The 26132-nt window shown below is 48.9% G+C and carries 22 protein-coding genes; 21 read left to right on the plus strand and 1 reads right to left on the minus strand.

Annotated elements, in window-relative coordinates:
* Positions 1-43 precede the first annotated feature (43 nt).
* The 16 genes from PGS38_RS00380 to rny all read left to right on the plus strand — a co-directional run bounded on the left by PGS38_RS00380 (position 44) and on the right by rny (position 16921).
* Complete coding sequence (locus PGS38_RS00380) at positions 44-436, plus strand: Asp23/Gls24 family envelope stress response protein (RefSeq protein ID WP_022463352.1); 393 nt, start codon at positions 44-46, stop codon at positions 434-436.
* A gap of 127 nt (positions 437-563) precedes the next feature.
* A complete protein-coding gene (gene nusB, locus PGS38_RS00385; protein ID WP_022463351.1) occupies positions 564-1001 on the plus strand; it encodes a transcription antitermination factor NusB in 438 nt (145 codons plus the stop codon).
* Positions 991-2217 carry an exodeoxyribonuclease VII large subunit gene (gene xseA, locus PGS38_RS00390; RefSeq protein ID WP_117509110.1) on the plus strand — a complete coding sequence of 409 codons (1227 nt, stop codon included), beginning with the start codon at positions 991-993 and terminating at the stop codon, positions 2215-2217. Before nusB ends, xseA begins: the two co-directional genes overlap by 11 nt.
* A gap of 22 nt (positions 2218-2239) precedes the next feature.
* Positions 2240-2485, plus strand: a complete 246-nt coding sequence (xseB, locus tag PGS38_RS00395) for an exodeoxyribonuclease VII small subunit (RefSeq protein WP_226906307.1) — start codon at positions 2240-2242, stop codon at positions 2483-2485.
* Complete coding sequence (locus tag PGS38_RS00400; protein ID WP_330411313.1) at positions 2463-3377, plus strand: polyprenyl synthetase family protein; 915 nt, start codon at positions 2463-2465, stop codon at positions 3375-3377. Before xseB ends, PGS38_RS00400 begins: the two co-directional genes overlap by 23 nt.
* Before the next feature lie 11 nt (positions 3378-3388).
* Entirely contained in the window at positions 3389-5266 is a 1878-nt protein-coding gene (gene dxs, locus PGS38_RS00405; RefSeq protein WP_117804020.1) for a 1-deoxy-D-xylulose-5-phosphate synthase, read from the plus strand.
* Complete coding sequence (locus PGS38_RS00410) at positions 5263-6072, plus strand: TlyA family RNA methyltransferase (protein ID WP_117804021.1); 810 nt, start codon at positions 5263-5265, stop codon at positions 6070-6072. The genes dxs and PGS38_RS00410 overlap by 4 nt, the downstream gene beginning before the upstream one ends.
* A 19-nt stretch (positions 6073-6091) precedes the next feature.
* Positions 6092-6949: an NAD(+)/NADH kinase gene (locus PGS38_RS00415; RefSeq protein WP_022463345.1), complete on the plus strand. Its 858-nt coding sequence runs from the start codon at positions 6092-6094 to the stop codon at positions 6947-6949.
* Positions 6950-6978: 29 nt separating this feature from the next.
* Positions 6979-7455 (plus strand): arginine repressor, encoded by a 477-nt coding sequence (gene argR, locus PGS38_RS00420; protein WP_022463344.1) that lies wholly within the window; start codon positions 6979-6981, stop codon positions 7453-7455.
* 64 nt (positions 7456-7519) lie between these two features.
* Positions 7520-9211 carry a DNA repair protein RecN gene (gene recN / locus PGS38_RS00425; RefSeq protein ID WP_022463343.1) on the plus strand — a complete coding sequence of 564 codons (1692 nt, stop codon included), beginning with the start codon at positions 7520-7522 and terminating at the stop codon, positions 9209-9211.
* Between the two features lie 165 nt (positions 9212-9376).
* Positions 9377-10597: a SpoIVB peptidase gene (gene spoIVB, locus PGS38_RS00430; RefSeq protein ID WP_158568530.1), complete on the plus strand. Its 1221-nt coding sequence runs from the start codon at positions 9377-9379 to the stop codon at positions 10595-10597.
* Positions 10598-10803: 206 nt separating this feature from the next.
* Complete coding sequence (spo0A, locus tag PGS38_RS00435; protein WP_022463341.1) at positions 10804-11604, plus strand: sporulation transcription factor Spo0A; 801 nt, start codon at positions 10804-10806, stop codon at positions 11602-11604.
* 192 nt (positions 11605-11796) lie between these two features.
* Positions 11797-13239, plus strand: coding sequence for a glycogen synthase GlgA (glgA, locus tag PGS38_RS00440; RefSeq protein WP_117760400.1), 1443 nt, complete (start codon positions 11797-11799; stop codon positions 13237-13239).
* A gap of 273 nt (positions 13240-13512) precedes the next feature.
* Positions 13513-14580: a recombinase RecA gene (recA, locus tag PGS38_RS00445; RefSeq protein ID WP_022463338.1), complete on the plus strand. Its 1068-nt coding sequence runs from the start codon at positions 13513-13515 to the stop codon at positions 14578-14580.
* Positions 14581-15207: a regulatory protein RecX gene (locus tag PGS38_RS00450; protein WP_270475724.1), complete on the plus strand. Its 627-nt coding sequence runs from the start codon at positions 14581-14583 to the stop codon at positions 15205-15207.
* Between the two features lie 148 nt (positions 15208-15355).
* A complete protein-coding gene (rny, locus tag PGS38_RS00455; protein WP_173815704.1) occupies positions 15356-16921 on the plus strand; it encodes a ribonuclease Y in 1566 nt (521 codons plus the stop codon).
* A gap of 112 nt (positions 16922-17033) precedes the next feature.
* Here rny and PGS38_RS00460 read toward each other — a convergent pair whose 3' ends face one another.
* Entirely contained in the window at positions 17034-17864 is an 831-nt protein-coding gene (locus PGS38_RS00460; protein WP_117760398.1) for a helix-turn-helix transcriptional regulator, read from the minus strand.
* A gap of 187 nt (positions 17865-18051) precedes the next feature.
* On the opposite strand from PGS38_RS00460, the gene PGS38_RS00465 reads away from it, so the two are divergent.
* The 5 genes from PGS38_RS00465 (at position 18052) to PGS38_RS00485 (ending at position 25940) form a co-directional block, all read left to right on the plus strand.
* Positions 18052-20634 (plus strand): glycoside hydrolase family 3 protein, encoded by a 2583-nt coding sequence (locus PGS38_RS00465; protein ID WP_270475728.1) that lies wholly within the window; start codon positions 18052-18054, stop codon positions 20632-20634.
* A 214-nt stretch (positions 20635-20848) separates the two neighbouring features.
* Entirely contained in the window at positions 20849-21424 is a 576-nt protein-coding gene (locus tag PGS38_RS00470) for a stage II sporulation protein M (RefSeq protein WP_022463333.1), read from the plus strand.
* Positions 21425-21535: 111 nt separating this feature from the next.
* Positions 21536-22417 carry a site-specific tyrosine recombinase XerD gene (gene xerD / locus PGS38_RS00475; RefSeq protein ID WP_117509101.1) on the plus strand — a complete coding sequence of 294 codons (882 nt, stop codon included), beginning with the start codon at positions 21536-21538 and terminating at the stop codon, positions 22415-22417.
* A gap of 206 nt (positions 22418-22623) precedes the next feature.
* Positions 22624-24141 carry a response regulator transcription factor gene (locus tag PGS38_RS00480; RefSeq protein ID WP_117509100.1) on the plus strand — a complete coding sequence of 506 codons (1518 nt, stop codon included), beginning with the start codon at positions 22624-22626 and terminating at the stop codon, positions 24139-24141.
* Positions 24138-25940 carry a sensor histidine kinase gene (locus tag PGS38_RS00485; protein WP_270475729.1) on the plus strand — a complete coding sequence of 601 codons (1803 nt, stop codon included), beginning with the start codon at positions 24138-24140 and terminating at the stop codon, positions 25938-25940. Before PGS38_RS00480 ends, PGS38_RS00485 begins: the two co-directional genes overlap by 4 nt.
* Positions 25941-26132: the final 192 nt, after the last annotated feature.

Raw genomic sequence — 26132 nt, forward strand, 5'->3', positions numbered from 1 at the left:
TGGTATAATAAAGGAAAGTCAGCCAAGGAGGAGGTTCTTTAAGATGGCAGAGGCAAAAATTCAGAAAAGAAACACTTATACGATATATGATGACGAAGGAATCGGAACCGTGCAGATTGCAGACGAGGTGGTAGCTATTATCGCAGGACTTGCGGCAACGGAAGTGGACGGGGTAGCCTCCATGGCCGGAAATATTACCAACGAATTAGTCAGCAAGCTTGGCATGAAAAATCTTTCCAAGGGTGTCAAAGTTGATGTACTCGACGGCGTTGTCTGCGTGGATCTTGCCCTCAATCTCAAATATGGATACGAGATTCCGGCAACCTGCAAAAACGTACAGGAAAAAGTAAAAACAGCGATCGAGAATATGACAGGCCTGGAAGTTTCCGATGTCAATGTAGCCATTGCAGGCGTGAATATGGAACAGACGAAATAAAAAACAACGAACCGCGAGGGAATAAGGCGACCCCTTACAACCCCGCGGTTCTTGTTAACTATTCAGAGCCAGATGAAATGGAAGAAAAATAGTTAATTAACTATACAGGAAGGAATTAAAACAGACAATGAACAGAAGCAAACTTCGCGAAAATATTTTTAAACTTCTCTATACCGCAGAGTTCCAGGAGAAAGAGGAGATGCCGCAGCAGATGTCTCTTTACTTTACGTACTCTGACGACAACGACGAGGATGAAGAAGTAACCGTAAGCGAAAAAGATCAGACCTATATGGAAGAGAAATACCATCATGTGACCGAGCACATCCCGGAAATCGACGAGATGCTGAACCGTACTTCCGAGGGCTGGAAAACGACCCGTATGGGAAAAGTAGACCTGGCGATCCTGCGTCTTGCCGTTTACGAGATGAAATTCGACGAGGACGTTCCGGTCGGTGTAGCCATCAACGAGGCCGTTGAGCTGGCAAAACGCTTCGGCAGAGACCAGTCTCCGTCCTTTATCAACGGTATTCTTGGAAAACTGGCAAGAGAAGAAGATGAGAAATAAAAATCAGAATGTTTACACCGTAGGCCAGGTCAATTCATACATCAAAAACATCTTTGACCAGGACTATATGCTCCGCCGGATTTACGTCAGCGGAGAAGTAAGCAACTGTAAATACCATCCGTCCGGCCACATCTATTTTTCCTTAAAAGATGCGGAAGGAACCATTTCCTGTGTCATGTTCGCCGGTTCGCGGCGCGGCCTTGCCTTCCCGATGCGGGACGGCGATAACGTGATTGTCGGCGGCAGCATCAGCGTCTATGAGCGGGACGGAAAGTATCAGATCTATGCAAAAGAGATCACAAAAGAGGGCGCCGGCCTTTTATACGAAAAGTATCTGGCCCTAAAAGCAGAACTGGAAGAGATGGGCATGTTTGCCCCGGAGTACAAGCAGCCGATTCCTGCGTATGTAAAGAAAATCGGCGTTGTCACAGCACCGACGGGAGCTGCTGTGCAGGATATCAAAAACATTGCACTCCGCCGGAATCCCTTTGTCCAGATCATCCTCTACCCGGCCCTGGTGCAGGGAGAGGGAGCGGCGGACAGCATCGTGGAGGGCATACGCCGTCTGGACGTACTGAATCTGGATGTGCTGATCGTGGGCCGCGGAGGCGGTTCGATCGAGGATCTTTGGGCGTTCAATGAGGAAAAAGTAGCGCGTGCCGTTTTTTCCTGCCATACGCCGGTGATCTCCGCCGTCGGCCATGAGACCGACACAACGATCATCGATTTCGTGGCAGATCTGCGCGCCCCGACCCCGTCCGCAGCGGCGGAGCTGGCAGTCGCTGATGTCCGCGCGGTACTCAACACACTGGAAAATTATAAAAGCCGCATGAACCATGCGATGGCAAACCAGACGCAGAGAGCGAGAAGCCGCCTTCTGCAGTACGAGACAAAGTGGAAGTATCTCGGACCGGAAAATAAGATCCGTGACCAGAGAGCACGCCACGCCGAGCTGGAGCGTCGGTATACAGATGCGATGGAAGAAAAGCTCAAAGAAGCGCGCCACCGCCTTGCCCTTTACATTCAGGCGATGAAGGGTCTGTCCCCGCTGGACAAGCTGAACCAGGGCTATTCCTACGTGGAAAAAGAAGGAAAAGCCATCACTTCGGTGCAGGATGTCAAAGAAGGTGATCTGCTCGAAATCTGTGTATCAGACGGAAAGATCACAGCGCGCGCAGAGAAGACATCGGCCGTATCCTGGATGGAACAATCGTGAAAAAGCAGAGAATCGAGAAAACATGGGAAATATGGAAGCAGAAGAGAGAAAAGAAGAAGGAACCCCTTCCGGTGAGACACTGGAAGCAGCATTTGGAAAACTGGATCAGATGCTCGAAACGCTGGAGAGCAGCGATGTCAGCCTGGAAGACTCCTTTCGTTTATACAAGGAGGGAATGGAGCTTTTGAACGAATGCAGTCAGAAAATTGACCGCGTCGAGAAAAAAATGCTCCAGATGAATGAGGATGGAACATTCAGAGAATTTTAAAGCGGTACTCGAAGAAAAAACGCGGGAAGCGGAAAGTATCATTGCCGCTTACCTGCCGAAAGAGGAAGGCTTTGCAAAGAAACTGGCAAAAGCCATGAATTACAGTATGACAGCGGGCGGAAAGAGGCTTCGTCCGCTGCTTTTGCAGGAGAGTTTCCGTCTGTTCGGCGGAACCGGGGAGGCTGTAAAACCATTTATGGCAGCCATGGAGATGATTCACACCCATTCCCTGATCCACGATGATCTCCCTGCGATCGACAACGATGATTACCGCCGCGGCAGAAAAACGACCCATGTCGTCTTCGGGGAGGCCGTCGGCGTGCTGGCAGGAGACGCCCTTTTAAACTATGCATACGAGACAGCCTGGAAAGCCTTTCCACTGGAGGAGCACACCGACCGCGTAGTGCGTGCTTTTGGCATTCTCTGTCAGAAAACCGGAATTTCCGGCATGTTGGGCGGTCAGAGTGTTGACGTGATGAATGAAAAAGCCGGCCATTTCGCCATCGACCGTGAGATGCTGGACTACATTTACGAGAACAAGACTTCGGCGCTTTTAGAGGCTGCCATGATGGCAGGTGCGGCACTTGCAGGAGCAAACGACGATGATCTTGACGCGCTCTGCCGGATTACCTCCAAAGTCGGGATCGCGTTCCAGATCCGGGACGACATCCTGGATGTCACATCCACGATGGAGGAGCTTGGAAAGCCGGTTTTCAGCGATGAAAAGAATGAAAAAACAACGTATGTGACGATGTTTGGCACAGACGGGGCGGAGCAGGAGGTAAAACGGCTCACGAAAGAGGCCGTAGACGAACTGAAAAATCTGTCCTGTCCGGGAGATAAAATATTTCTGGAAGAGCTGTTTGAATCTCTGACTTCCAGAAAAAAGTAAGGGATGATTTCATGTTAGAAAAAATACAGAAACCAAACGATATTAAGAAGATTCCGGCGGACCAGCTTCCGGCGCTTGCAGATGAAATCCGGGAATTTATTATCGAGTCTTTGAGTAAAACCGGCGGCCATCTGGCGTCCAATCTTGGTGTCGTGGAACTGACGATTGCGATGCACCGCGTCTTCGATCTTCCAAAAGACAAGCTGATCTGGGATGTGGGACACCAGTCCTACACGCACAAGATTCTGACCGGGCGGAAAGACGGGTTTGAAACGCTGCGCCGGGAAGGCGGCATCAGCGGATTCCCGAAGCGGAGCGAGAGTGACTGCGATGTATTCGACACCGGCCACAGCTCGACCTCGATTTCCGCAGGCGTCGGCTATGTGCGTGCACGGGAACTGAAAAAAGAAAATTATTCCGTTATTTCGATCATCGGAGATGGTGCGCTGACCGGCGGCATGGCGTACGAGGCGCTGAACAATGCGGCCAGCCTGAAATCGAATTTTATTATCGTTTTAAATGACAACGAAATGTCGATCACCGAGAATGTCGGCGGTATGTCATCGTACCTGTCCGGCCTTCGGACGGCATCGGCGTACACGGATTTCAAGATGGACGTCACAAAGGCATTGAACCGCATTCCGGGCATCGGACCTGGCATGGTGGATGCGATGCGGAAGACGAAAAGCAGCATCAAACAGATCATCATTCCGGGCATGCTGTTTGAGGATATGGGACTTACGTATTTAGGTCCTGTGGACGGCCACAACATTCCGCAGCTGATCAAGACCTTCCAGGAAGCAAAACGGTTTGAAGGACCGATTCTGGTGCATGTCCTGACACAGAAGGGCCGCGGCTATGAGCCGGCGATGCGCCACCCGGCAAGATTCCACGGTGCGGGTCCGTTCGATGTGAAAACAGGATTGCCGGTTGGAAAATCCAATCCGACGTACACGGATGTCTTTTCCACGGTCATGCGGAAAATGGGAGATCGAAGAAAGGATGTTGCGGCAGTCACGGCGGCGATGATGACCGGTGTCGGACTGAAACGCTTCTCCAACATGTTCCCGGACCGCTGTTTCGATGTGGGAATCGCAGAAGAGCACGCGGTGACATTTGCAGCGGCACTGTCACTCGGCGGCATTACGCCTGTCGTTGCGATTTATTCTTCATTCCTGCAGCGGGCGTACGATCAGATCATGCATGACGTTTGTATGCAGAATCTCCATGTCGTCTTTGCGATTGACCGCGCCGGTCTTGTGGGCTACGACGGGGAGACACACCACGGCATTTTCGACCTTTCCTATCTGGGTTCGATGCCGAATATGACAATTCTTGCACCGAAGAACCTCTGGGAGCTTTCGGATATGATCAAATTTGCGGTCGATTACGACGGCCCGATCGCGGTGCGCTACCCGAGAGGGGAAGCGTATACGGGATTAAAAGAGTTCCGTGCGCCCATCTGCCTCGGAAAATCAGAAGTGATCCATGAGGGAAGCCGTGTTGCACTTCTTGCCGTCGGCAGTATGGTAAAAATGGCAGAAGAAGTGCAGAAACAGTTAAAAGAGCGGATGGATATGGATGCGGCGCTTGTGAATGCGCGGTTCGTCAAACCAATCGATGAAGAACTTCTTCGAAGCTTTGCCGATACGTATGAGCTTGTCGTAACACTCGAGGAAAATGTAAAAGACGGCGGCTTTGGAGAGCGCGTCCTTGCTTTTGCCGAGGAAGAAGACCTTCCGTTTGGCGTGGAGATCATTGCACTGCCGGACCGCTTTATTCCGCACGGAAGTGTATTATACCAGATGAAACAGGTCGGCTTTACGCCGGAAGATATCTGCGGCAGAATTGAGGAATACTACAGAAAACAGGGGCAGGAAGAAAGATGAAAAAACGATTAGATGTATTACTGGTAGAACGGGGCCTTGCCACATCGCGGGAAAAAGCGAAAGCCATGATTATGGCAGGAGAAGTTCTGGTGGACAATGAGCGGGAGGACAAAGCCGGTTCCATGTTCCCGGAAGAAGTGGAGATTGTCTTAAAAGGAAAACCACTGCCGTATGTGAGCCGCGGCGGCTTAAAGTTAGAGAAAGCAATGAAAAACTTTGACCTTACCCTGGATGGAAAGGTCTGCATGGATGTCGGAGCATCCACCGGCGGCTTTACCGACTGTATGCTGCAGAACGGCGCCGTCAAGGTATATTCCGTGGATGTCGGCCACGGCCAGCTCGACTGGAAGCTGCGGAACGATCCGCGCGTTGTCTGTATGGAGCGCACGAACATCCGTTACGTCGTGCCGGAGGATATCGAGGAGAGACCGTCCTTCGTATCGATCGACGTATCGTTTATCTCCCTGACCAAGGTGCTGCTTCCGGTCCGGAATCTGATGGAAGAGAACGGCGAAATTGCAGCTCTGATCAAGCCGCAGTTTGAGGCAGGACGCGAAAAAGTCGGCAAAAAAGGTGTTGTCCGTGATCCGGCTGTACACAAAGAAGTCATTGAGATGGTCATTTCCTATGCGAAAAGCATTTCCTTCGGCGTGCGCCATCTGGAATTTTCTCCGATCAAAGGACCGGAGGGAAATATCGAGTATCTCGTTCACCTTGTCCGGCTGCCGGACGGCGTGACAGAGGAAGAGACCAATGTCGATGTAGACGCCGTTGTAAAGAGCGCACACGATACACTGGATAAATAAAAGGGTTAAGGAGCATGATATGGAGCGATTTTACCTGATCACAAACAGAGCAAAAGACCCGGACCTTACCGTGACAGACCAGATCAGGCAATATCTGGAGGAGCGCGGAAAAACGTGTCTTCTCTGCGATAACAGCGAAAAAGGGGAAAAATACCATTATACGGATCCGGCGAAGGTTCCGTCAGATATCGACGGCATTCTGGTGCTCGGTGGTGACGGCACGCTTCTGCAGGCAGCAGGCGACGTGGTGGATTTACAGATTCCACTGCTCGGCATCAATCTGGGAACGCTCGGCTATCTTGCGGAAATCGACCGTGACACGCTTTATCCGGCGCTGGATCATCTGATGGCAGATGAGTATACGATTGAGCACCGCATGATGCTCTGTGGATCGATTTACCGGGACGGAAAGCTGATTGCGGAGGACGCGGCACTCAACGACATTACGATCACCCGTGAGGGAAACCTGCGTGTCGTCCGGTTCGACAATTACGTCAACGGGGAGTTTTTAAATTCCTACAGCGCCGATGGCATCATCATCGCAACGCCGACCGGTTCGACCGGCTACAGCCTCTCCGCGGGCGGCCCGATCATCTCACCGTCAGCCAGCCTGATGCTGATGACACCGCTTGCCCCGCACACCCTGAATACGAGAAGCATTGTCTTTCCGGCAGAGGATGTGATTGAGGTGGAGCTCGGGCCTTCGAGAGACGGCGGCATTGAACAGGGCATGGCATATTTTGACGGCGACACCCGCGTTCCGATGAAAACCGGCGACCGGATCGTGATCAAAAAGGCCAGACGGGATACTCTGATTGTGAAGATCAGCAACATCAGTTTTCTGGAGACATTAAGAAAGAAAATGGCAAACATTTAAGATATAGTTACTGGGGAAGGATGCTTGAAATGAAAATCGCGAGACATGCACAGATTATCAAATTAATTAACCAATATGACATTGAAACACAGGAGGAGCTGGCAAAGAAGCTGGAGGAGAGCGGCTTTGCCGTAACGCAGGCGACGATTTCGAGGGATATCCGCCAGCTGAAGCTCACAAAAGTACCAAAAGAGAACGGCGGAAGCCGCTATGCGGTTCTGCAGAACGCACCGTCCGAGGTTGGGAGCCGCTATGCGCGCGTGTTAAAAGACGCGTATATTTCCGTTGATCTTGCCAAGAATATTCTGGTCATCAAAACCGTGTCTGGAATGGCGATGGCGGCGGCAGCGGCTTTCGATGAGATGAACTGGAATGAAATTGTCGGCTGCATCGGCGGAGACGATACGATTCTCTGCGTGGCAAGAGACGATGATGCGGCGCTTGTGGCAGCAGAACGACTGAAAAAAATGGTGGACGGCATGGAGGAGACGGGCGAAGAGTTCTAAAGAACGCACGTCTCTGCAAAAAGAGACAAAAAGATGACAGCAGGTGTGACACCGGAGGAAAAGAATGCTCACAAACTTACACGTAAAAAATCTGGCCCTGATCGACGAAGCGGAAGTGGAGTTCGGTCCGGGCCTGAATATACTGACCGGAGAAACCGGAGCCGGAAAATCCATCTTGATCGGTTCGATCAACGCGGCGCTTGGAAAGAAGATATCCCGCGAGATGATCCGGACGGGAGAGACAAGCGCGCTGGTGGAACTGGTCTTTGAAACCGAAAATCCGCATGTGCTGGAGCTGTTAAAAGAGACGGATCTCGGGGCGGAGGAGGGACAGGTGATTATTTCCAGAAAGATCACCGGATCCCGCAGCGTCTGCCGCATCAATGGCGAGGCATGCAATATCTCGCAGGTAAAAGCTCTTGCGTCCCTGCTGCTCGACATCCACGGCCAGCATGAGCACCAGTCGCTGCTCTATCCGGACCGGCAGATCGCGATTCTTGACGCGTTTGCGGGAACCGAGGCGGCCACGGCAAAAGGAGAGGTCCGGGCGCTGTACCAGGAGTGGAAGAATGTCCGAAAGGAGCTCTCGGCGTACGAACTCGGCGAGGAGGCAAGAAAGCGGGAGGCAGCATTTCTTACGTTTGAAATCAACGAGATTGATCAGGCAGAGCTAAAAGAGGGCGAGGACGAAGCGTTGGAAACTGCGTACCGGAAAATGGGCCATGCGAAAAAGATCGCGGAATCTCTGCAGACGGTATATGCGATCACCGGCTACGGTGCAGAGAACAGCGCCGGGGAGCAGGTCGGCCGCGCAATCCGGGAGCTGCAGCAGGCCGCGGTGTACGACGATGCACTTTCCGGTCCGTCGCAGACCCTTTCCGATATTGACGGACTGCTGAATGATTTCAACCGCGAAATTTCCGCATATCTTTCCGAACTGACCTTTTCCGAAGAAGAGTATTACGAGACGGAAAAGCGGCTCGATGAGATCAACCGCCTGAAAGCAAAGTATGGAAAGACGATGGAAGAGATTGCCGCATACCGCGAAGAACAGCAGAAAAAACTGGAAAAACTGGAAAATTTTGAGAGCTGCCGCGCCGCACTGCAGGAGCAGTTACAGAAAACGGAGCAGAAACTGGATGCGGCCGCACATAATCTGTCCAAAATCCGCAGAAACTATGCAAAACGGCTCGAAACACAGATTATCGAAGGTCTGCGCGACCTGAATTTCCTGCATGTCGCATTTGAAATTTCATTTGAAAAGACAAAAAGCTACACCGAAAACGGAACCGATGCTGTGGAGTTCTTAATCTCCACAAACCCGGGCGAAGCGATCCGTCCGCTGGCGAAAGTTGTTTCCGGCGGTGAACTGTCGCGAATCATGCTTGCAATCAAGACGATTCTTGCCGACCGCGACGAGACAGAAACTCTGATTTTCGATGAAATCGACACCGGAATCAGCGGAAGGACGGCGCAGAAGGTTTCCGAAAAAATGGCACAGATCGGGCAGCGCCATCAGGTCATCTGCATCACCCATCTGCCGCAGATCGCGGCGATGGCAGATTCTCATTTTGAAATCGAAAAAAACGTCGAAGAAAACGAGACCGTCACATCGATCCATCCATTATCCGAGGAAGATTCTGTCAGAGAACTGGCAAGAATGCTTGGCGGCGCGAAAATTACGGATTCTGTTCTGGCAAATGCCAGCGAGATGAAGGAATTGGCACAGGTACAAAAATCTGCAAGACTCAAATAAAGAGAAGTCCGCATACTAAGAGGGAAATCACGAAACAAAGCGTGGTTTCCCTCTTTTTCGCGGGCGGCGAGTCAAAGTCCGTGCCTGCACGAGAACTTGACGACCGCCGCGAAAACAAAAGAAATGCCGCAGTTCTGCCCTGCGGCGGAAAGGATGGGAATGCAAATGACGAGAAAACAAAAATACCGAAGAGTCCTGCTTGCGCTGGCGGCGCTGTTTCTGATCCTCGCCGTTCTTCTTGGCTACGATGCCATGCGCGAATCCCTGCCGGATACGATGTATGTGGATGAGAACAGCGAAAGCCCGTTTCAGCCGCTCACGAAACATCCACTTCTGACGATTTCGGAAGATACGAAGGAAGCAGAAAAAACCGAATTCGGAGAAACGGGTGAAACGGTTGTAGAATGTTCCGCCGCCGGGATCCCGCTGAAAAAGATCCGTGTGATCCAGGAAGAACGGCCGAAAGTTGCCGTCTGCGGAGCGCCGGTCGGTATCTATATGGAGACCGACGGTGTGATGGTGATCCGTACAGCCGAAATCCGTTCGTCCGACGGAACCGTCAGCCGTCCGTCAGAAAATATTCTTCGGGAAGGCGACTATATCACAAAAGTAAACGGACAGAGCATCCGCAGCAAGCAGGATCTGATTGATGCAGTAAAAGTATCAAACGGTTCCCCGGTGTATCTTTCCCTGCTTCGGGACGGGGAAACGATCGAAGTGCAGGTGACACCGCAGAAAAGCCAGGACGGCACCTGCCGCCTCGGGGCCTGGGTCCGCGACAATATGCAGGGAATCGGAACACTGACTTTCGTGGAACCGGACGGAACCTTTGCAGCGCTCGGCCATGGAATCAGTGATATCGATACCGGAAAAATGCTCCAATTGAACGGCGGAGAACTGTATCTGACACAGATTCTGTCTGTGATCCCGGGAAAAGCGGGTGTACCGGGTGAACTGCAGGGCGTGATCCATTACGAAGAAAAGAACCGTATCGGGTCAGTGGCGGAGAATACCATCTACGGTATCCACGGCGTTCTGGACAGGGAAAAAAGCAGTGCACTGCCGCTTACCGTGACGGAAATTGCCTATCGGCAGGAGATCGAGACGGGCCCGGCCACCGTGCGGATGTGCGTGGACAATACGGTAGAAGAGTATGAGGCGGAGATTACAGAAATCGATCTTGGAAGCGAGAATACGAACAAAAATTTTGTGCTCGAAATTACCGATCAACGGCTGCTACAGAAAACCGGCGGCATCGTACAGGGAAATTCCGGCTCGCCGGTGCTCCAGAACGGAAGGCTGATCGGCGCCATTACCCATGTTTTCGTAAACCATCCAGAAAAAGGCTACGGTGTCTTTGCGGAAAACATGCTTGCACGGAACTGAAAAAATATGCGTTAATTTGGTTGAAATTGTTACAAACTTCCGAATTTTTACGGAAAATGTCGATCGAATTTTCAAAAATTTACGGGAAATATATTGAAAATGCGAAAAAATAAAATTATAATGTCTGTGTGATTGGAAAAAGTTCAGAAGAAAACGGATGCAGTGAAATTCCGGAAAGACTATGAGTTTTTGCAAAGGAGAGCTTTATGGAAAAGATCAACATTGCCATCGCGGATGATAACGAACGCATGCAGGAAATGCTTGGGAACGTCATAAAACAGGATGACACGCTTGAACTGATCGGGCAGACCGGAAACGGAAATGATATCTACAGTATCATCCGCGACAAAGAACCGGACGTCGTACTGCTTGACATTTTCATGCCGAAGATGGATGGTCTGACTGTAATGGAGAAAGTCAATGAGGATAAAAATCTGAAAAAAAGACCTGCCTTTATCGTTGTCTCCGCCGTAGGAGAGGAGAGGATCACCGAAGATGCGTTCCGGCTCGGCGCTTACTATTACGTCTTAAAACCGTTCGACAACGAAACTCTTCTGAACCGGATCAAAGCAACAAAAGGAATGACATCAGTAAGAAGATACCATCCAAGAAATTTTACAAACCCCGGAAAAGAGCCGATCTGTCCGCCGGAAAACAGTCTGGAAATTGATGTGACAAATATGATCCACGAGATCGGCGTTCCTGCCCATATCAAAGGATACCAGTACCTGCGCGATGCGATTCTGCTTTCCGTAGAGGACACGGAAATGCTCAATTCCATTACCAAGATTCTCTATCCGACCATCGCGAAACGCCACCAGACAACGTCAAGTCGTGTCGAGCGTGCCATCCGCCATGCGATTGAAGTGGCCTGGAGCCGCGGCAAAATGGACACAATCGACGAGCTGTTCGGCTATACCGTGAACAACCGCAAGGGTAAACCGACAAATTCTGAATTTATTGCATTAATTGCAGATAAAATACGTCTTGAACTGAAAAATCAGTAAAAAGTAACAAAAAAATCCGAACAAACGGAGAAATTACAGAAGTTTAGACTTTTTTTTCTGGACAAAGTACGGTATAATACAGACAGGACGTTGATTATCCTTTCGCGTTTCATAGGATCGTGACAAAAAGGAAGGAATTACAGAAAAACAAAGATGCGATAATCAGCATGAAATTACAGGAGGATTCTTTTCATGAAAAATATTTTGTTCGTGGCTTCAGAGTGTGTACCGTTCATCAAAACAGGCGGTCTGGCGGATGTAGTAGGTTCTCTGCCGAAGTACTTCCCGAAAGAGTATTTTGATGTGCGCGTGGTGATTCCAAAATACGCAGGAATCAAAGAACAGTTTAAAAATCAGATGCGGTATGTGACAAACTTCTACATGGATCTGAACTGGAGACAGCAGTATGTCGGCATTTTCGAGATGGAATATGAAGGCATCAAATTCTACTTTATCGACAACGAGGAGCATTTCGGAGGAAGCACTCCATATGCGGGCATGCCGTGGGATCTGGAAAAATTTGCTTACTTCAGCAAAGCAGCGCTTTCCATTTTACCGACCATCGGCTTCCGCCCGGATCTCATCCACTGCCACGACTGGCAGACCGGTCTCGTTCCGGTTTACCTGCACGAGCGTTTCCAGGCAGATGAATTCTATCGGGGAATCAAAACCGTCATGACGATCCACAACCTGAAATTCCAGGGCATCTGGGACCGCAAGACGATTCAGAGCATTACCGGCCTTTCCGACTACTACTTCACACCGGATAAGCTGGAGTTCAAACACGATGCCAGCTACTTGAAGGGCGGTCTGGTTTACGCAGATGCGATCACCACCGTCAGCAATACATACGCGCAGGAGATTCAGACCCCGTTCTATGGCGAAGGACTCGACGGTCTGATGTGTGCAAGAGCAAACGATCTGCGCGGTATTGTAAACGGACTCGACTACAATGAGTGGAACCCGGAGACAGACGCTCAGATTGCAAAGAATTTCAATGTAAAGAACTTCCGTAAAGAGAAAGTGAAAAATAAACTGGCACTGCAGGAGGAGTTAGGACTCGAGGTCAATCCGAAGACGATGATGATCGGTATCGTATCCCGGCTGACCGATCAGAAGGGCTTCGACCTCATCAGCTATATGATGGATGAGATGTGCCAGGATGCCGTACAGTTTGTGATCCTTGGAACCGGCGAGGAGCGCTACGAGAACATGTTCCGCCACTTCGCATGGAAATACGACAAGAAGGTTTCGGCAAACATCTACTATTCTGATGCAATGTCACACAAGATCTATGCATCCTGCGATGCCTTCCTGATGCCGTCCCTGTTTGAGCCATGCGGACTCTCCCAGCTCATGAGCCTCCGCTACGGAACCCTTCCGATCGTCCGCGAGACCGGCGGCCTCAAAGACACCGTAGAGCCGTACAATGAGTACGAGGGAACAGGAACTGGATTCAGCTTCACAAACTACAATGCGCATGAGATGATGGGTACCGTGCGGTACGCAGAGCGCATCTATTACGACAAAAAACGCGAGTGGAACAAGATGATCGACCGCGCAATGGCACAGGATTTCTCCTGGGCGAATTCCGCAAAACAGTACGAGGAAATGTACAACTGGCTGATCGGATAAGCTGGTCTGCATTCTGAAAAATAAGAAAAAAATCCCGAAATGGCAGAAGAGGAAAGAAAAGCCGTTTCGGGATTTTTTTGCAGTATTTTTGGGTTGCGGCAGGAGAGTGGAATATGCTACACTTGTGCATAAGGATATATTCGAAGCAACTCCGGTGCAGAGGATTTGGGGGCTGAAAAAAGACACAAGAAAAACAGTTGACAACAAAGCAGATTTGTAATAGTATGTATACAGAAGCGAACGAACGTTCGCATGGTAAGGAGAATATTCAGTATGGGAAATAATAACGAAGATAAACTGCGTGCACTCGATGCCGCACTTGGACAGATTGAAAAACAGTACGGAAAAGGAGCTGTCATGAAGCTCGGAGATTCCGCAGCAAACATGAACGTGGAAACCATCCCGACCGGCTCTTTAAGCCTGGATATCGCACTCGGCCTTGGCGGTGTGCCGAAGGGAAGAATCATCGAGGTATATGGACCGGAGTCTTCCGGTAAAACAACCGTAGCGCTCCACATGGTAGCCGAAGTACAGAAACGCGGCGGAATCGCCGGCTTCATCGATGCAGAGCATGCGCTCGATCCGGCCTATGCCAAAAACATCGGTGTTGATATTGAAAACCTTTATATCTCACAGCCGGACAACGGCGAGCAGGCACTTGAGATCACCGAGACGATGGTCCGTTCCGGTGCGGTAGACATCATCATCGTGGACTCTGTTGCAGCCCTCGTTCCAAAAGCCGAGATCGACGGCGACATGGGAGATTCCCACGTCGGACTGCAGGCGCGTCTGATGTCTCAGGCACTCCGGAAACTGACTGCAGCGATCAGCAAATCCAATTGTATTGTTATCTTTATCAACCAGCTGCGTGAAAAAGTCGGTGTCATGTTCGGAAATCCGGAGACCACAACCGGCGGCCGTGCACTGAAATTCTATTCTTCCATCCGTCTCGATGTCAGAAGAATTGAAGCCTTAAAGCAGGGCGGAGAGATGGTCGGAAACCGTACCAGAATCAAAGTCGTGAAAAACAAAGTAGCTCCGCCGTTCCGCGAGGCAGAATTTGATATCATGTTCGGAAAAGGAATCTCCAAAGAAGGAGATGTTCTGGATCTGGCAGCTTCCGTCGGCATCGTACAGAAGAGCGGCGCATGGTTCGCATACGGCGGCGACAAGATCGGCCAGGGACGCGAAAATGCGAAAGCATACCTGCGCGAGCATCCGGAAATCATGGATGAGATCGAGCACAAAGTGCGCGTGGCTTACGGCCTGATCAAGGAAGAAGCGCCGGAAGGCACAGAAGAAACAGCAGCAGTTCCGGAAACCGAAGGAGACGACGAATAAATGTTTGTGACAGAGATTCGTCCTCTGAATAAAAAGAAATCACGGATCCTCTTCGATGACGGAGAGGATCTGGTTCTTTATAACGGGGAAATCCGCGCTTCCCGCATCAAAGAGCAGGAGGAGCTTCCCGATGAGGTTTACGAAAAGCTGGCAGGGGAAGTGCTGACTAAAAGGGCCAAACACCGCGCGATGTATCTGCTGCTCAGACAGATGCGGACGAAAAAAGAGCTGGAAGATAAGTTACGAAAAGACGGCTATCCCGAGAGAGCCATTGAAGAGGCTGTCTCGTACGTGGAGAGCTTTCACTATATCGACGACCGCGCATACGTGGAGCAGTATCTTGCGGGCAGCGGTGCGAAAAAAGGGAAAAAGGCAGTCCTCTATGCGCTGGCACAGAAAGGCGTGGACCGGGAACTGGTGGAATCCGTCCTGGAAGAGCAGGAGGATGCCCGCGATGAGTATGAACTTGCAAAAAGTGCCGCCTTCGCAAAGCTCGGCACGCCGCACCGGCTGGATGAAAAAGAGTACCGCCGTGCCGCCGGTTTTCTGACGCGGAAGGGATTCGGCAGTTTCGAAATCCGTCGGGCACTGGAAGAATACCAAGATTCCGCTGACGAAGAATCCTGAATATTCCCGGCGATTCCGCCACATGCCGCGAAATTATGTGCAATAAATTACATGAATATTTTTAAAACATTGACAAATTTGTGAAAACAGTATAAAATTGTAGTGTTGTAAATGTGCAATGAAAACTAAATAAGGAGGTGCTCCGGTAATGGGTACAGGTATTACAATTCTGCTGGTATTCATTGCTGTAGTAGTCACGCTGCTTATTGCGGTTCCTGTTACCAGGAAAATTGCTGTGGACAATAAAATCAAGCAGAATGCTGAGAAAATTGGCACAGCGGAAGAAAAGGCGAGAAACATCATAGATGAAGCACTGAAAACTGCCGAAACTAAGAAACGGGAAGCCCTGCTGGAGGCGAAGGAGGAGTCTCTTCGTACGAAGAATGAAGTAGAAAAAGAGACCCGAGAGCGCAGAGCGGAACTGCAGAAATATGAGAAGCGCGTTTTATCGAAAGAAGAATCTGTAGATAAAAAAGCGGACGTATTGGAGCGTCGTGAAAACGAAATTGCAGCAAAAGAGGCAAGCGTCAGAAAGAAAGAAAAGGAAGTAGACGGTCTACACGAAAAAGGAGTACAGGAACTGGAAAGAATTTCCGGTTTTACCTCCGAGGAAGCAAAAGAGTATCTGTTAAAATCTGTGGAAGACGAAGTAAAAATCGACACAGCAAAGCTCTACAAAGAGCTGGAGAGCAGAGCAAAAGAGGAAGCAGGCCGTAAGGCAAAAGAGTATGTGGTAACAGCTATTCAGAAATGTGCTGTCGATCACGTATCCGAGAGTACCATCTCCGTGGTACAGCTTCCGAGCGATGAAATGAAAGGCCGCATCATCGGCCGTGAAGGACGAAACATCCGTACACTCGAAACCATGACAGGCGTTGACCTGATCATCGACGATACACCGGAAGCAGTCGTTCTTTCCTCATTCGATCCGATCCGCCGTGAGGTGGCAAGAATTGCTCTGGAAAAACTGATCGTAGACGGAAGAATCCATCCGGCCCGCATCGAAGAGATGGTAGAAAAGGCCCGCAAAGAAGTAGAACAGAATATTCGCGAGGAAGGCGAGGCAGCCGCACTGGAAGTCGGTGTACACGGACTTCATCCGGAGCTGATCCGTCTCCTTGGAAGAATGAAATTCCGTTCCAGCTACGGACAGAATGCATTAAAGCATTCGATCGAGGTAGCACAGCTTTCCGGTCTCCTCGCAGGAGAGGTAGGATGCGATGTCCGCATGGCAAAACGTGCCGGACTGCTTCATGATATCGGTAAATCCATCGACCATGAGGTAGAAGGATCTCACATTCAGATCGGTGCAGATCTCTGCAAAAAGTACAAAGAATCTCAGATTGTGATCAACACAGTAGAATCACATCACGGGGATGTAGAGCCCCAGTCTCTGATTGCATGTATCGTTCAGGCAGCGGATGCAATTTCCGCAGCAAGACCGGGTGCAAGAAGAGAAACACTCGAAACATATACCAACAGATTAAAACAGTTGGAAGACATCACGAATTCGTTCAAGGGTGTCGAAAAATCTTTTGCTATTCAGGCTGGTAGAGAAGTCCGCATCATGGTTGTTCCTGAGCAGGTATCCGATTCTGAAATGGTACTGCTCGCAAGGGATATCTCGAAACAGATCGAAGCTGAACTGGAATACCCGGGACAGATCAAGGTCAATGTTATCCGCGAGAGCCGTGTAACGGATTACGCGAAATAAAAGACTTTCTACGAAACAATTTAATAACGAAATCAAAAAGAGGCTGTGGACATGAGCAATCATGTTCCACAGCCTTTTCAGTGTGTATAAGAACAGTAAATTTCAAAAGAATTTATACGTGCCGTATCCGGTTCGAGCGCATTTTCTGAGGTGTAGAGCCATACAGCTTTTTGAAGGTCCGCATAAAAATTTTGTAATTCGACAGCCCGTTTTTCTCCATCAGTACCGTGATCGTTTCGTCGGAATTCTGTAAATCTTCGTACAGGTGCATCGTGCGCACATCGTTCAGATATTCGAGAAAGGTCTGTCCGGTATACTTTTTAAAGAGCCGGCAGAAATACTCCTTCGAGAGCGCCAGGGAATCCGCGGCTGTTTCGAGGCTTAACGGTTCCGGGTAATGCACTTTCACCCAGTTCATAACGTGTGTCACGCGCTGCAGATCGCGCTGTGAACCCGTGAGGGATGCCGAAGGGATCTGGTGGGAATACGACCGGCAGAGATGGTACAGAAATTCGTACAGTCGTGAGGTAAAGAGAAGCTGGTATGAATCGGAAGGATTCTGCCGGATCTCGTTCATCTCCGAGAGCAGTGCGCGGAGCGGAGCCGGCTGTTCCGAGTAGGGAATGATCGTGTCGAAACGCATCGTATCAAAGTCCGGCAGATATTGGCGCATCTGGCTTGCGGAAATCTGCAGCAGAAGATATGTACAGGTGTTGGAGCGCGTCATATGGAGGTCGCCGGAGTTGATGATAATCAGATCGCCCTCGTTTAACCGATACTCCGTTGCCTGGACAATCGCGGAAAACTGTCCCCTGATCAGATAGAGAATTTCCACATATTCGTGCCAGTGCGCCGGAAAAACAAAAGCGGGCGCATCCTGCAGCTCAAAACGGACGTGCAGCAGATCGGTTTCGTGTATTGTTTCGTAAAAGCAGGATTCCATAAGTACCTCCAGGATGTGATAGAAATATACGTCAATTATAATCAAAAAAGATAAGAATATTGTACCAGAAATTGGGCGAAATATCAATATCAACCAGAGAAAGGACAAGAAAGGAACTAGAAGTTACACGAAAAAGGGAAGATAATGGAGACATTAGCACGAAACAAAGTTTGGGAGGAACAAAGACATGAAAGCAAAGGTAAGAACCTTTAACGGAACTACATCTCCGGAAGTAACCCAGCGTGAAACAGATCACCGCAAACTTGCCCGCGAGGCAGCAGCAGAGGGATTCGTTCTTCTGGAAAACAAAGATCATTTCCTGCCGCTGGCAAAGGGCAGCAAGGTAGGTCTTTACGGAGCAGGTGCGATCCGCACCATCAAAGGAGGCACCGGTTCCGGCGATGTCAATGAGCGTGACAGCGTTAATATTTTCCAGGGCATGAAAAATGCAGGCTACGACGTAACAAGCAGTGAATGGCTGGAGGATTACGATAAACTCTACGTACAGGCAAGACTGGACTGGAAAAATGAGATTTTCACAAAATTGAACGGAGACGACACAAAATTCTTTGATGCGTACTCTGCAACCCCGTTCTTTATGCCATCCGGAAACCCAATCGATGAAGAGAAAGCAGCAGCCGACGGTGCAGACACCGCATTCTTCGTTCTGGCACGTATCGCAGGAGAGAACAAAGACCGTTTTGATACGGAGGGTGACTACTTCATCTCCAAAGAAGAGAAAGCTATTCTGGCACAGGTTTCCAGATGCTATAAAAACGTTGTTCTTGTTATCAACACCGGCGGCCTGATGGATCTGGCATTCGTAGAAGAATTTGACAATATCCGCTCTATTTTACAGTACGTACAGGCAGGCCAGGAAGGCGGAAATGCATTTGCTGATGTTGTAAGCGGCGATGTAACCCCATCCGGAAAAATGACAGATACCTGGGCAAAAGATTACTATGATTATCCGGGTGCAGAGGTTTACAGCTACAAGAGCGGCGACCTCATGAAAGAAAAATACGAAGAGGGTATCTTCGTTGGATACCGTTACTTCGATACCTTTGAAGTACCAGTCCGTTACTCCTTCGGTTACGGTATGTCCTACACCGATTTCGAGATCAGAACCGATGACATCAAAGTAAGCGGCCGCGGTATGATGAATCCGAAAGTAAGCGTGACTGTTACCGTCACCAACACCGGCGATACTTATGCAGGAAAAGAAGTTGTACAGATCTACGCTTCCTGCCCGCAGGGCAGACTGGTGAAAGAGTTCCGCCGTCTGGCAGGCTTTGGAAAAACAAAACTGCTGGCTCCTAAGGAATCCCAGACCATGACCATCACCTTCCCGCTGTATCAGCTGACTTCCTATGAGGAGGAAAGCGCATCCTGGATTCTGGAGCCGGGCATGTATGGTATCTGGATTGGAAATGATCTGAATACATCTGTTCTCTCCGGCGCGCTGGAGCTGGACGAGAAAGCAGTCATGACAGCGTGTGAAAATATCTGCCCGATGAAAGAGGAATTGAATGAGATTGTTCCTGATGCAGAAAAAGTTCAGGCAAGAGAGGCTGTATGGCAGAAGGAAGTAAAAGAAAAGAGAATGAGCGTGATCGAGCTCAAAGCATCTGAGATTCCAACTGAGAAAGTAGATTACCAGCCGGTACCGGAAGAGCTTCCTGGAAAAGCAGGAAAGATTGTGGAATCCCTTTCTGTGGATCAGCTGGCACTCCTTGCAACCGGTGATCCGGGAAGAGCACAGGGCAACGCGCTTGGCTCCGCAGGAATTTCTGTTCCGGGAGCAGCAGCGGAGACATCCCCGTGTGCTTCGGAGGAGCCGTGGAATGTAACCACCATTGCTCTGGTGGACGGACCTGCAGGTCTTCGTCTGAAGAGAGAATACCAGGTAGACAACGGAGAGATCGTAGCGAGCGATTTCCTGGCGGCACTGGAAGGCGGATTCTTCAGCAAACCGCAGGAAAAACGCGGAACAACCTATTATCAGTTCTGTACCGCAATTCCGGTTGGAACACTTCTGGCACAGAGCTGGGATGTAGAACTGATCAAGAGAGTCGGCGAGATGATCGGCCATGAGATGGAGCTGTTCAACGTAACACTGTGGCTGGCACCTGGCATGAACATCCACAGAAATCCGCTCTGCGGAAGAAACTTTGAATATTATTCCGAGGATCCGCTGCTTGCCGGTATGATGGCGGCTGCTATGACGCTCGGTGTACAGAAGGTACCGGGCTGCGGAACCACGATCAAACACTTCGCATGCAACAATCAGGAGGATAACCGTATGGGCTCCGATTCCATCCTGTCCGAGCGTGCCCTGCGTGAGATCTATCTGAAAGGCTTTGAAATCGCAGTCAAAGATGCACAGCCGATGTCCATTATGACATCTTACAACCTGATCAATGGTGTACACGCTGCAAACTGCTACGATACCTGCACGAAAGCAGCGAGAGATGAGTGGGGATTTGCAGGAGCTATCATGACCGACTGGACAACCACCAACGTACAGATCCAGGGCGAGTGTACGGCAGCGGGCTGCATGAGAGCCGGAAATGACATGGTAATGCCGGGTCTGCCGGAGGATCACGAGAACATCAAAAAAGAACTTGCAGATGGAACTCTGACGATGGCAGAATTGAAACGCTGCATCTATAACACGGTAAATATCGTACTGCAGTCCAATATGTACGAGGGCGCAGTCAGCTACCTTGATCAGTTCGATGATCTGGATACCTATCTTGTCGTGAAATAAAAGAAGTGAAAAATATCTTATGGGGATATACAAAAAGCAGGGTTTGAAATGAACGGACATTTCGGTGCGTGAGACATTGGGGGACCCTGAAAAGAGGAAAGAAGTGCCATTCGCAGATGGGGGTCTGCGGAGCAGGCACTTCTTTTACGTATATTGTCTATGAACCGTGAATACATTGACAGTAAGGCAGAAAATAAGGAGGCGCAAAAAGCAAATGAGAGAACGGGATGAGAATGCATATATTCGTTTTTTTGCCCTCTGGTTTGCGGCCGGTATGACCCTCGGTGTACTGCTGCTGCTTGCGGCATCCCACACGGGAATGAAGGAGGGAAATAGCGTCCGCCTATTTCAGGCGGAGGCGTTTTTTGGAAGAAAAATTTCCGCAAAGGCCTGCTTTTCCTATCTTCTAAAGGTACGGTTAGCACCGGCATTTGCGGGACTTCTCTTTGGATTGACGGCAATCGGTGCGTATTTTGCCACTGCTGCCGTTTGGGCATATGGTTTTCTGTGTGGCGTCTTTCTCTCGGCTGCCTATCTGCAGAACGGAATGGCAGGTCTTTTATTCTTTTTTCTGGCTCTTTTTCCGCAGATTTTCCTCTACCTTGCCGCGTTATTTCTGATGGCTGCTGCGTGCAGCCGGATGGCAGAGACGAATCACCTTGCCGGCGGCATACAGAAAAAGGAATATTTTTGCTTCGGCGTGCGCTACTTCTTTGCACTGATCCTGCTTCTGTGGGGTATTCTGCTTGAGAGTTATGTCAATCCGTGGTTTCTTGCGAAAATCCTGTAAAAACGGTCGGAAAAGGGAATTGCATTTTTGAAAAAACGTGTATATAATTAAAAGCATTGTTACCCTTTATCGGGCAGTGAGAGGGAGAAAAAAGCAAAAAGGAAAAAAGCTATGCAGGAAACGATACAGTCATTTACGGACTATCTACAGACGGAAAAGAAAGCGTCAAAAAATACAGAAGTCTCCTATCAGCGCGATCTTCGAAAGCTGGCAGTTTTTTTGAAGGAGCACGGAATAGAAAAACCGGAGCAGATGAATGCAACGGTTTTAAATTCTTATTTATTATATCTGGAGCGGGAACACTTCTCCCCGGCAACGATCTCGCGCAGCATTGCGGCGATTCATATGTTTTGCCAATATGCATGTCAGGAGGGAAAAATGGTATCTGACCCGTCGAAAGCGTTGCAGCCACCGAGGGTTGAGCGAAAAATGCCGGAGATCCTTTCCATCGCAGAGGTCGATCTGCTGCTTCGCCAGCCCAAAACCGACACGCCAAAGGGTATCCGCGACAAAGCAATGCTGGAAATGCTGTATGCGACCGGTATCCGCGTCAGTGAGCTGATCCATTTGAAGATACAGGATGTCAACCTTATGATGGGCTACATCACCTGCCGCGATGAAAAGGAGCGGATCGTTCCGTTCGGCGGACCGGCGAAAAAGGCGTTGGAGCAGTATCTGGGGAGTGCGCGCGCAGCCCTGATGCATGGACGGGATGATGATGTATTGTTTGTCAACTGCTCCGGAGGTCCGATGAGTCGTCAGGGATTCTGGAAAATTCTGAAATCCTATGCGAAATCCGCAGGCATTACGGCGGATATTACGCCGCATACCCTGCGTCATTCGTTTGCAACCCATCTGCTGCAAAACGGTGCGGACTTAAAGAGTGTCCAGGAGATGATGGGACACGCCGATATTTCGACGACGCAGATGTATCTCCACCTTGGTGTGAATAAGATTCGGGATGTGTACCGGAAGGCACATCCGAGAAAGTAGCAGATTGAACAAAAAAAAGAAATGGAAAAAGCGTATTTGGCAAAACTTGAATGAAAAGATTTGCCAAATACGCTTAATTTTTTGAGATTATGCAGATTAGAATGTGCCAGGAAACAGCAGTTTTGATTCACAAGCTACAAAATCTGTGTTATACTGAAAAACAGGTTTTACATTTAAGTATGATATAAGCAAAGGGGTATCACAACATGAAACTGATTGTGGTAGAAGATGAAAAGATTATTCGAACTGGCCTTTTAAAGCACGTTCCGTGGCAGCGCCTTGGTGTTTCGGAAGTTGAAGCGGCCGCGAACGGAGAGGAAGCATTGGCGAAAACGGAAAATTTCCGGCCGGATATCGTTCTTTCGGATATTCGCATGCCGGGCATGAGCGGTGTGGATCTGTGCCGAAAATTAAGAGAAAAATTCCCGGAGATCGAGATTATCTTTTCGACGGGCTATGCAGATAAAGAATATCTGAAAGCAGCAATCGATTTGCATGCAGTCGGATACGTGGAAAAACCGGTTAATGTGAAGCTGCTCTCGGAAAACGTCGAGGAAGCAGTGCAGCGTGTGAGAGAGCGCAGAAAAAGCGAACGCGCGAAACTTCGAAACTATCTTTTGGAGGTGGATACCGATGTTTCACTGGAACAGGCGGAGGGAGCCTATTTTCGCATTGTCATGATCCATTTTGACAGTGAAGGCTGTGGAGCCGGATTCTTACCGGAATTTGAAAAAATGGCCAAGGAAGCACTGCGACCATATCAGATTTCGATAACAATGACACTTTTTGATCCATTCTGTCTGATTTTGCTCCTTGGAAGTGAAAAAGAAAAACGTTGGAAAGAAATGGAACCGATTTTAGTTGAGACGTTGAAGAGCTGTACACAGGACGGTTCGATTTCGGGCTGCTTTTTATCGCATGGAAGAAGAGGCAGCTGTCAGAAAGACATCTTATTGTCTTATCGTCAGGCAAAGGAAGCGGGAAAAGCTCTTTCGTGGCTTGGATGGGGAAAAAGTGTCTGCTACGATGACATTCCGCCAGAGAAGCCGTGGATGGATGACGCCAAGAAACAGAGGGATGAATTTTATCAACTCCTTATAGACAACAATGAAAAAGGTGCCTGCCTTTTTCAGGAAGAATTGTATGAAAAACTGGTTAGCCATCATCTGTGTATGAGTTCTGACATACGGTACCATTATTGTGTGATGCGTGATATGCTGGAAAAAGCAGCAGAATATCGATATCCCGGTATGCTGGAAAAGCCGTGGGAACAGAGAGGAACCGATTTCTTTATGCAGGCAGAAACGTTTGCGGAAATGAAAGAGGAGATGATACGCAGAATCGAGCAGCTTTTTGAAAAACAGAATGGAAAAACGAATACGCATAAAACGGAGAACCGTTATAATGTGAGCCGTATCACGGAATATATTCAGGAACATTATGCAGATCAGGATCTTTCTATTGGAACACTCGCTGAGCTTGTTTATCTGACACCGACGTATCTTTCTACCGTGTTTAAAAAACAAACGGGGCTTACAATTGGACAGTACCTGCTGGAAGTGCGTGTAGAGAATGCGAAACAGAAAATGCGTGATCCGCAGCTGAAATTCTATCAGGTATCTGAAATGGTGGGTTATGAGGATGCCAATTATTTTGCGAAAATCTTTAAAAAGAAGACGGGGGTTACCCCGACAGAGTATAAGGAGAGCCTGCAGATGCGATGAAAAATCCATTACAGAAATTGTCAATGCATAAGAGAATGATGTTGTATTTCTCCGTTCCGCTGATTCTGGTGCAGATTTTACTCTGCTTTTTATGTTATCCGCAGGTGGTGCGCCATTATCGTGAAAAAACAGATTACTCAATGGAACAGTCGGTAAGCCAGGCGATTTCTTTTACGGAGAGTTATCTGCGGAATATGACGTATCTGGCGAATATGGTGGAGGACAATGGGGTAATTCAGAATACACTGTCAGCGGATGGCTTTGGAGAAGAAAGACCATACATGGAGCAGTGGCTGGAATACTATGAGCTGAATAAAGAATTTAATTCCTACGAGATTTCGAACTCGATCTATCGTTTCTGCCTGTACGTGCCGGATGAGGTGATGTATGCGGGAAATCAATATTATTTCGATGGAGTATCAAGGCTTAAGGAACGCAGCGATTACGTTGATCTGCGGTATGCTCTGAACACGGGAGAAGATTACGTTGCAATCAGTCGTAAGAGAGACGGTGTGGATCAGCAGGATACCTCGCAGATGGTTACCCTGTATCACCGGATTGCATCCAAAAAAGAAAAAGAAGAGGAACTTGGTATCTGCAGCATCAGTGTTTCTGCGAAATATTTCCAGGATATTATGAAAAATGCCAATATCACATCAGAAGGTCTTGTTTATCTGATGAGTGAAAACGGCAGGATGATTACCAGCTCTAACAGCAGTATTCTTCAAAAAATGCAGAAAAAAGGAATACTTTTAAACTATGGCGCGGAGCTTTTTATGGAAAAAAAGAAGGAGGGACAGAAGGAATATTACATTACCCGGCAAAATGTGGACGGTGCATCCTGGCAGATGATCTTGATAATTCCCGAAAATGAATATGAGGATCAGTACACGTTTCTGTGGCTCTCAGCGGCTCTGATGCTTGGAAGTATGATTGCCGTTATTGTATTGATGTCATATCTTCTTTCCGGTTACTACGTTGGAAGACTGAAAAAGCTGAATGTGGAAATGACGGGTCTGGAAAGCGGAAATCTGAACGCAAATCTGCCAATCACAACCGAGGAAGATGAAATTGAGGAAATTTATCACAATTTTAACGGTATGGTGCAGGAAGTCCAGCGGCTGATGCAGGAGCATTATCAACTTGGTAAGGAAGTTAAAATGGCAGAGGTACGGGCACTGCAGGCGCAGATCAACCCACATTTTCTCTACAATACGCTGGATCTGATTAACTGGATTTCCATGGACTACGGTGCAGAGGAGATCGGAACGCTGACGTGGAATCTGGCCCGGTTCTATCGGTTGAGTCTGAATCATGGAAAGAGCCTGATTTCCATCGGGGAAGAAGTCGAGCATGTTGAGGTTTATGTCAATATCGAAAATTATCACTTTGATAACGCCATTTCTCTCGAGGTAGATGTACCGGAAGAACTGAAGAGCTATGCATGTCTCAATATTATTCTCCAGCCATTTGTGGAAAATGCGATCGTCCATGGGATTGCGGAGAAACCGGATATTGAAAGCTGTGAGATCCGGATCTGCGCGAGAAGAGAGGAACAGGATATTGTTTTTTCTGTGCAGGATGACGGACCCGGTGTCGATGTGAAAGAGATGCAGAAAGAGACACAGCAGGACATCCGGACAGCACAGCATGGCTATGGTGTGCGGAACATCAACTTTCGCCTGAAGCTCTGCTTCGGTGAAAAGTATGGTGTTACGTATCTGGAAAGTGAAAAAGGAACGCATGTTGAGATCAAAATTCCGGTTATGACAATGGCAGAAGCGGAAGAGAAGATCTGAAAAGAAAGAGAGAGGAAAAACTCTCTTTCTTTTTGTATAAAAATTGTGAAAATGAGCGGAGAGATGTGGAAAGTACGCTGACAAATTGACAAGAAACAGGAAGAAAAACAAGATTTTTCCTGTGCAAGATCACAAAAATCATAAGAAATTACTAGAAATCGAAGTTTTGTTGGGTACAAAATAGCTAAATCC

The sequence above is a fragment of the Fusicatenibacter saccharivorans genome, from assembly GCF_027667425.1.
In the GTDB taxonomy this organism is placed as follows: Bacteria; Bacillota; Clostridia; order Lachnospirales; family Lachnospiraceae; genus Fusicatenibacter; species Fusicatenibacter saccharivorans.

Coding starts and splice junctions, on each gene's coding strand:
- spo0A (WP_022463341.1), top strand. CDS start 10,804: ATGGAAAAGATCAACATTGCCATCGCGGATGATAACGAACGCATGCAG.
- xseB (WP_226906307.1), top strand. CDS start 2,240: ATGGGAAATATGGAAGCAGAAGAGAGAAAAGAAGAAGGAACCCCTTCC.
- dxs (WP_117804020.1), top strand. CDS start 3,389: ATGTTAGAAAAAATACAGAAACCAAACGATATTAAGAAGATTCCGGCG.
- xerD (WP_117509101.1), top strand. CDS start 21,536: ATGCAGGAAACGATACAGTCATTTACGGACTATCTACAGACGGAAAAG.
- PGS38_RS00460 (WP_117760398.1), bottom strand. CDS start 17,864: ATGGAATCCTGCTTTTACGAAACAATACACGAAACCGATCTGCTGCAC.
- PGS38_RS00485 (WP_270475729.1), top strand. CDS start 24,138: ATGAAAAATCCATTACAGAAATTGTCAATGCATAAGAGAATGATGTTG.
- rny (WP_173815704.1), top strand. CDS start 15,356: ATGGGTACAGGTATTACAATTCTGCTGGTATTCATTGCTGTAGTAGTC.
- PGS38_RS00410 (WP_117804021.1), top strand. CDS start 5,263: ATGAAAAAACGATTAGATGTATTACTGGTAGAACGGGGCCTTGCCACA.
- PGS38_RS00380 (WP_022463352.1), top strand. CDS start 44: ATGGCAGAGGCAAAAATTCAGAAAAGAAACACTTATACGATATATGAT.
- argR (WP_022463344.1), top strand. CDS start 6,979: ATGAAAATCGCGAGACATGCACAGATTATCAAATTAATTAACCAATAT.
- PGS38_RS00470 (WP_022463333.1), top strand. CDS start 20,849: ATGAGAGAACGGGATGAGAATGCATATATTCGTTTTTTTGCCCTCTGG.
- recA (WP_022463338.1), top strand. CDS start 13,513: ATGGGAAATAATAACGAAGATAAACTGCGTGCACTCGATGCCGCACTT.
- PGS38_RS00480 (WP_117509100.1), top strand. CDS start 22,624: ATGAAACTGATTGTGGTAGAAGATGAAAAGATTATTCGAACTGGCCTT.
- PGS38_RS00450 (WP_270475724.1), top strand. CDS start 14,581: ATGTTTGTGACAGAGATTCGTCCTCTGAATAAAAAGAAATCACGGATC.
- PGS38_RS00400 (WP_330411313.1), top strand. CDS start 2,463: ATGGAACATTCAGAGAATTTTAAAGCGGTACTCGAAGAAAAAACGCGG.
- spoIVB (WP_158568530.1), top strand. CDS start 9,377: ATGACGAGAAAACAAAAATACCGAAGAGTCCTGCTTGCGCTGGCGGCG.
- PGS38_RS00415 (WP_022463345.1), top strand. CDS start 6,092: ATGGAGCGATTTTACCTGATCACAAACAGAGCAAAAGACCCGGACCTT.
- glgA (WP_117760400.1), top strand. CDS start 11,797: ATGAAAAATATTTTGTTCGTGGCTTCAGAGTGTGTACCGTTCATCAAA.
- xseA (WP_117509110.1), top strand. CDS start 991: ATGAGAAATAAAAATCAGAATGTTTACACCGTAGGCCAGGTCAATTCA.
- nusB (WP_022463351.1), top strand. CDS start 564: ATGAACAGAAGCAAACTTCGCGAAAATATTTTTAAACTTCTCTATACC.
- PGS38_RS00465 (WP_270475728.1), top strand. CDS start 18,052: ATGAAAGCAAAGGTAAGAACCTTTAACGGAACTACATCTCCGGAAGTA.
- recN (WP_022463343.1), top strand. CDS start 7,520: ATGCTCACAAACTTACACGTAAAAAATCTGGCCCTGATCGACGAAGCG.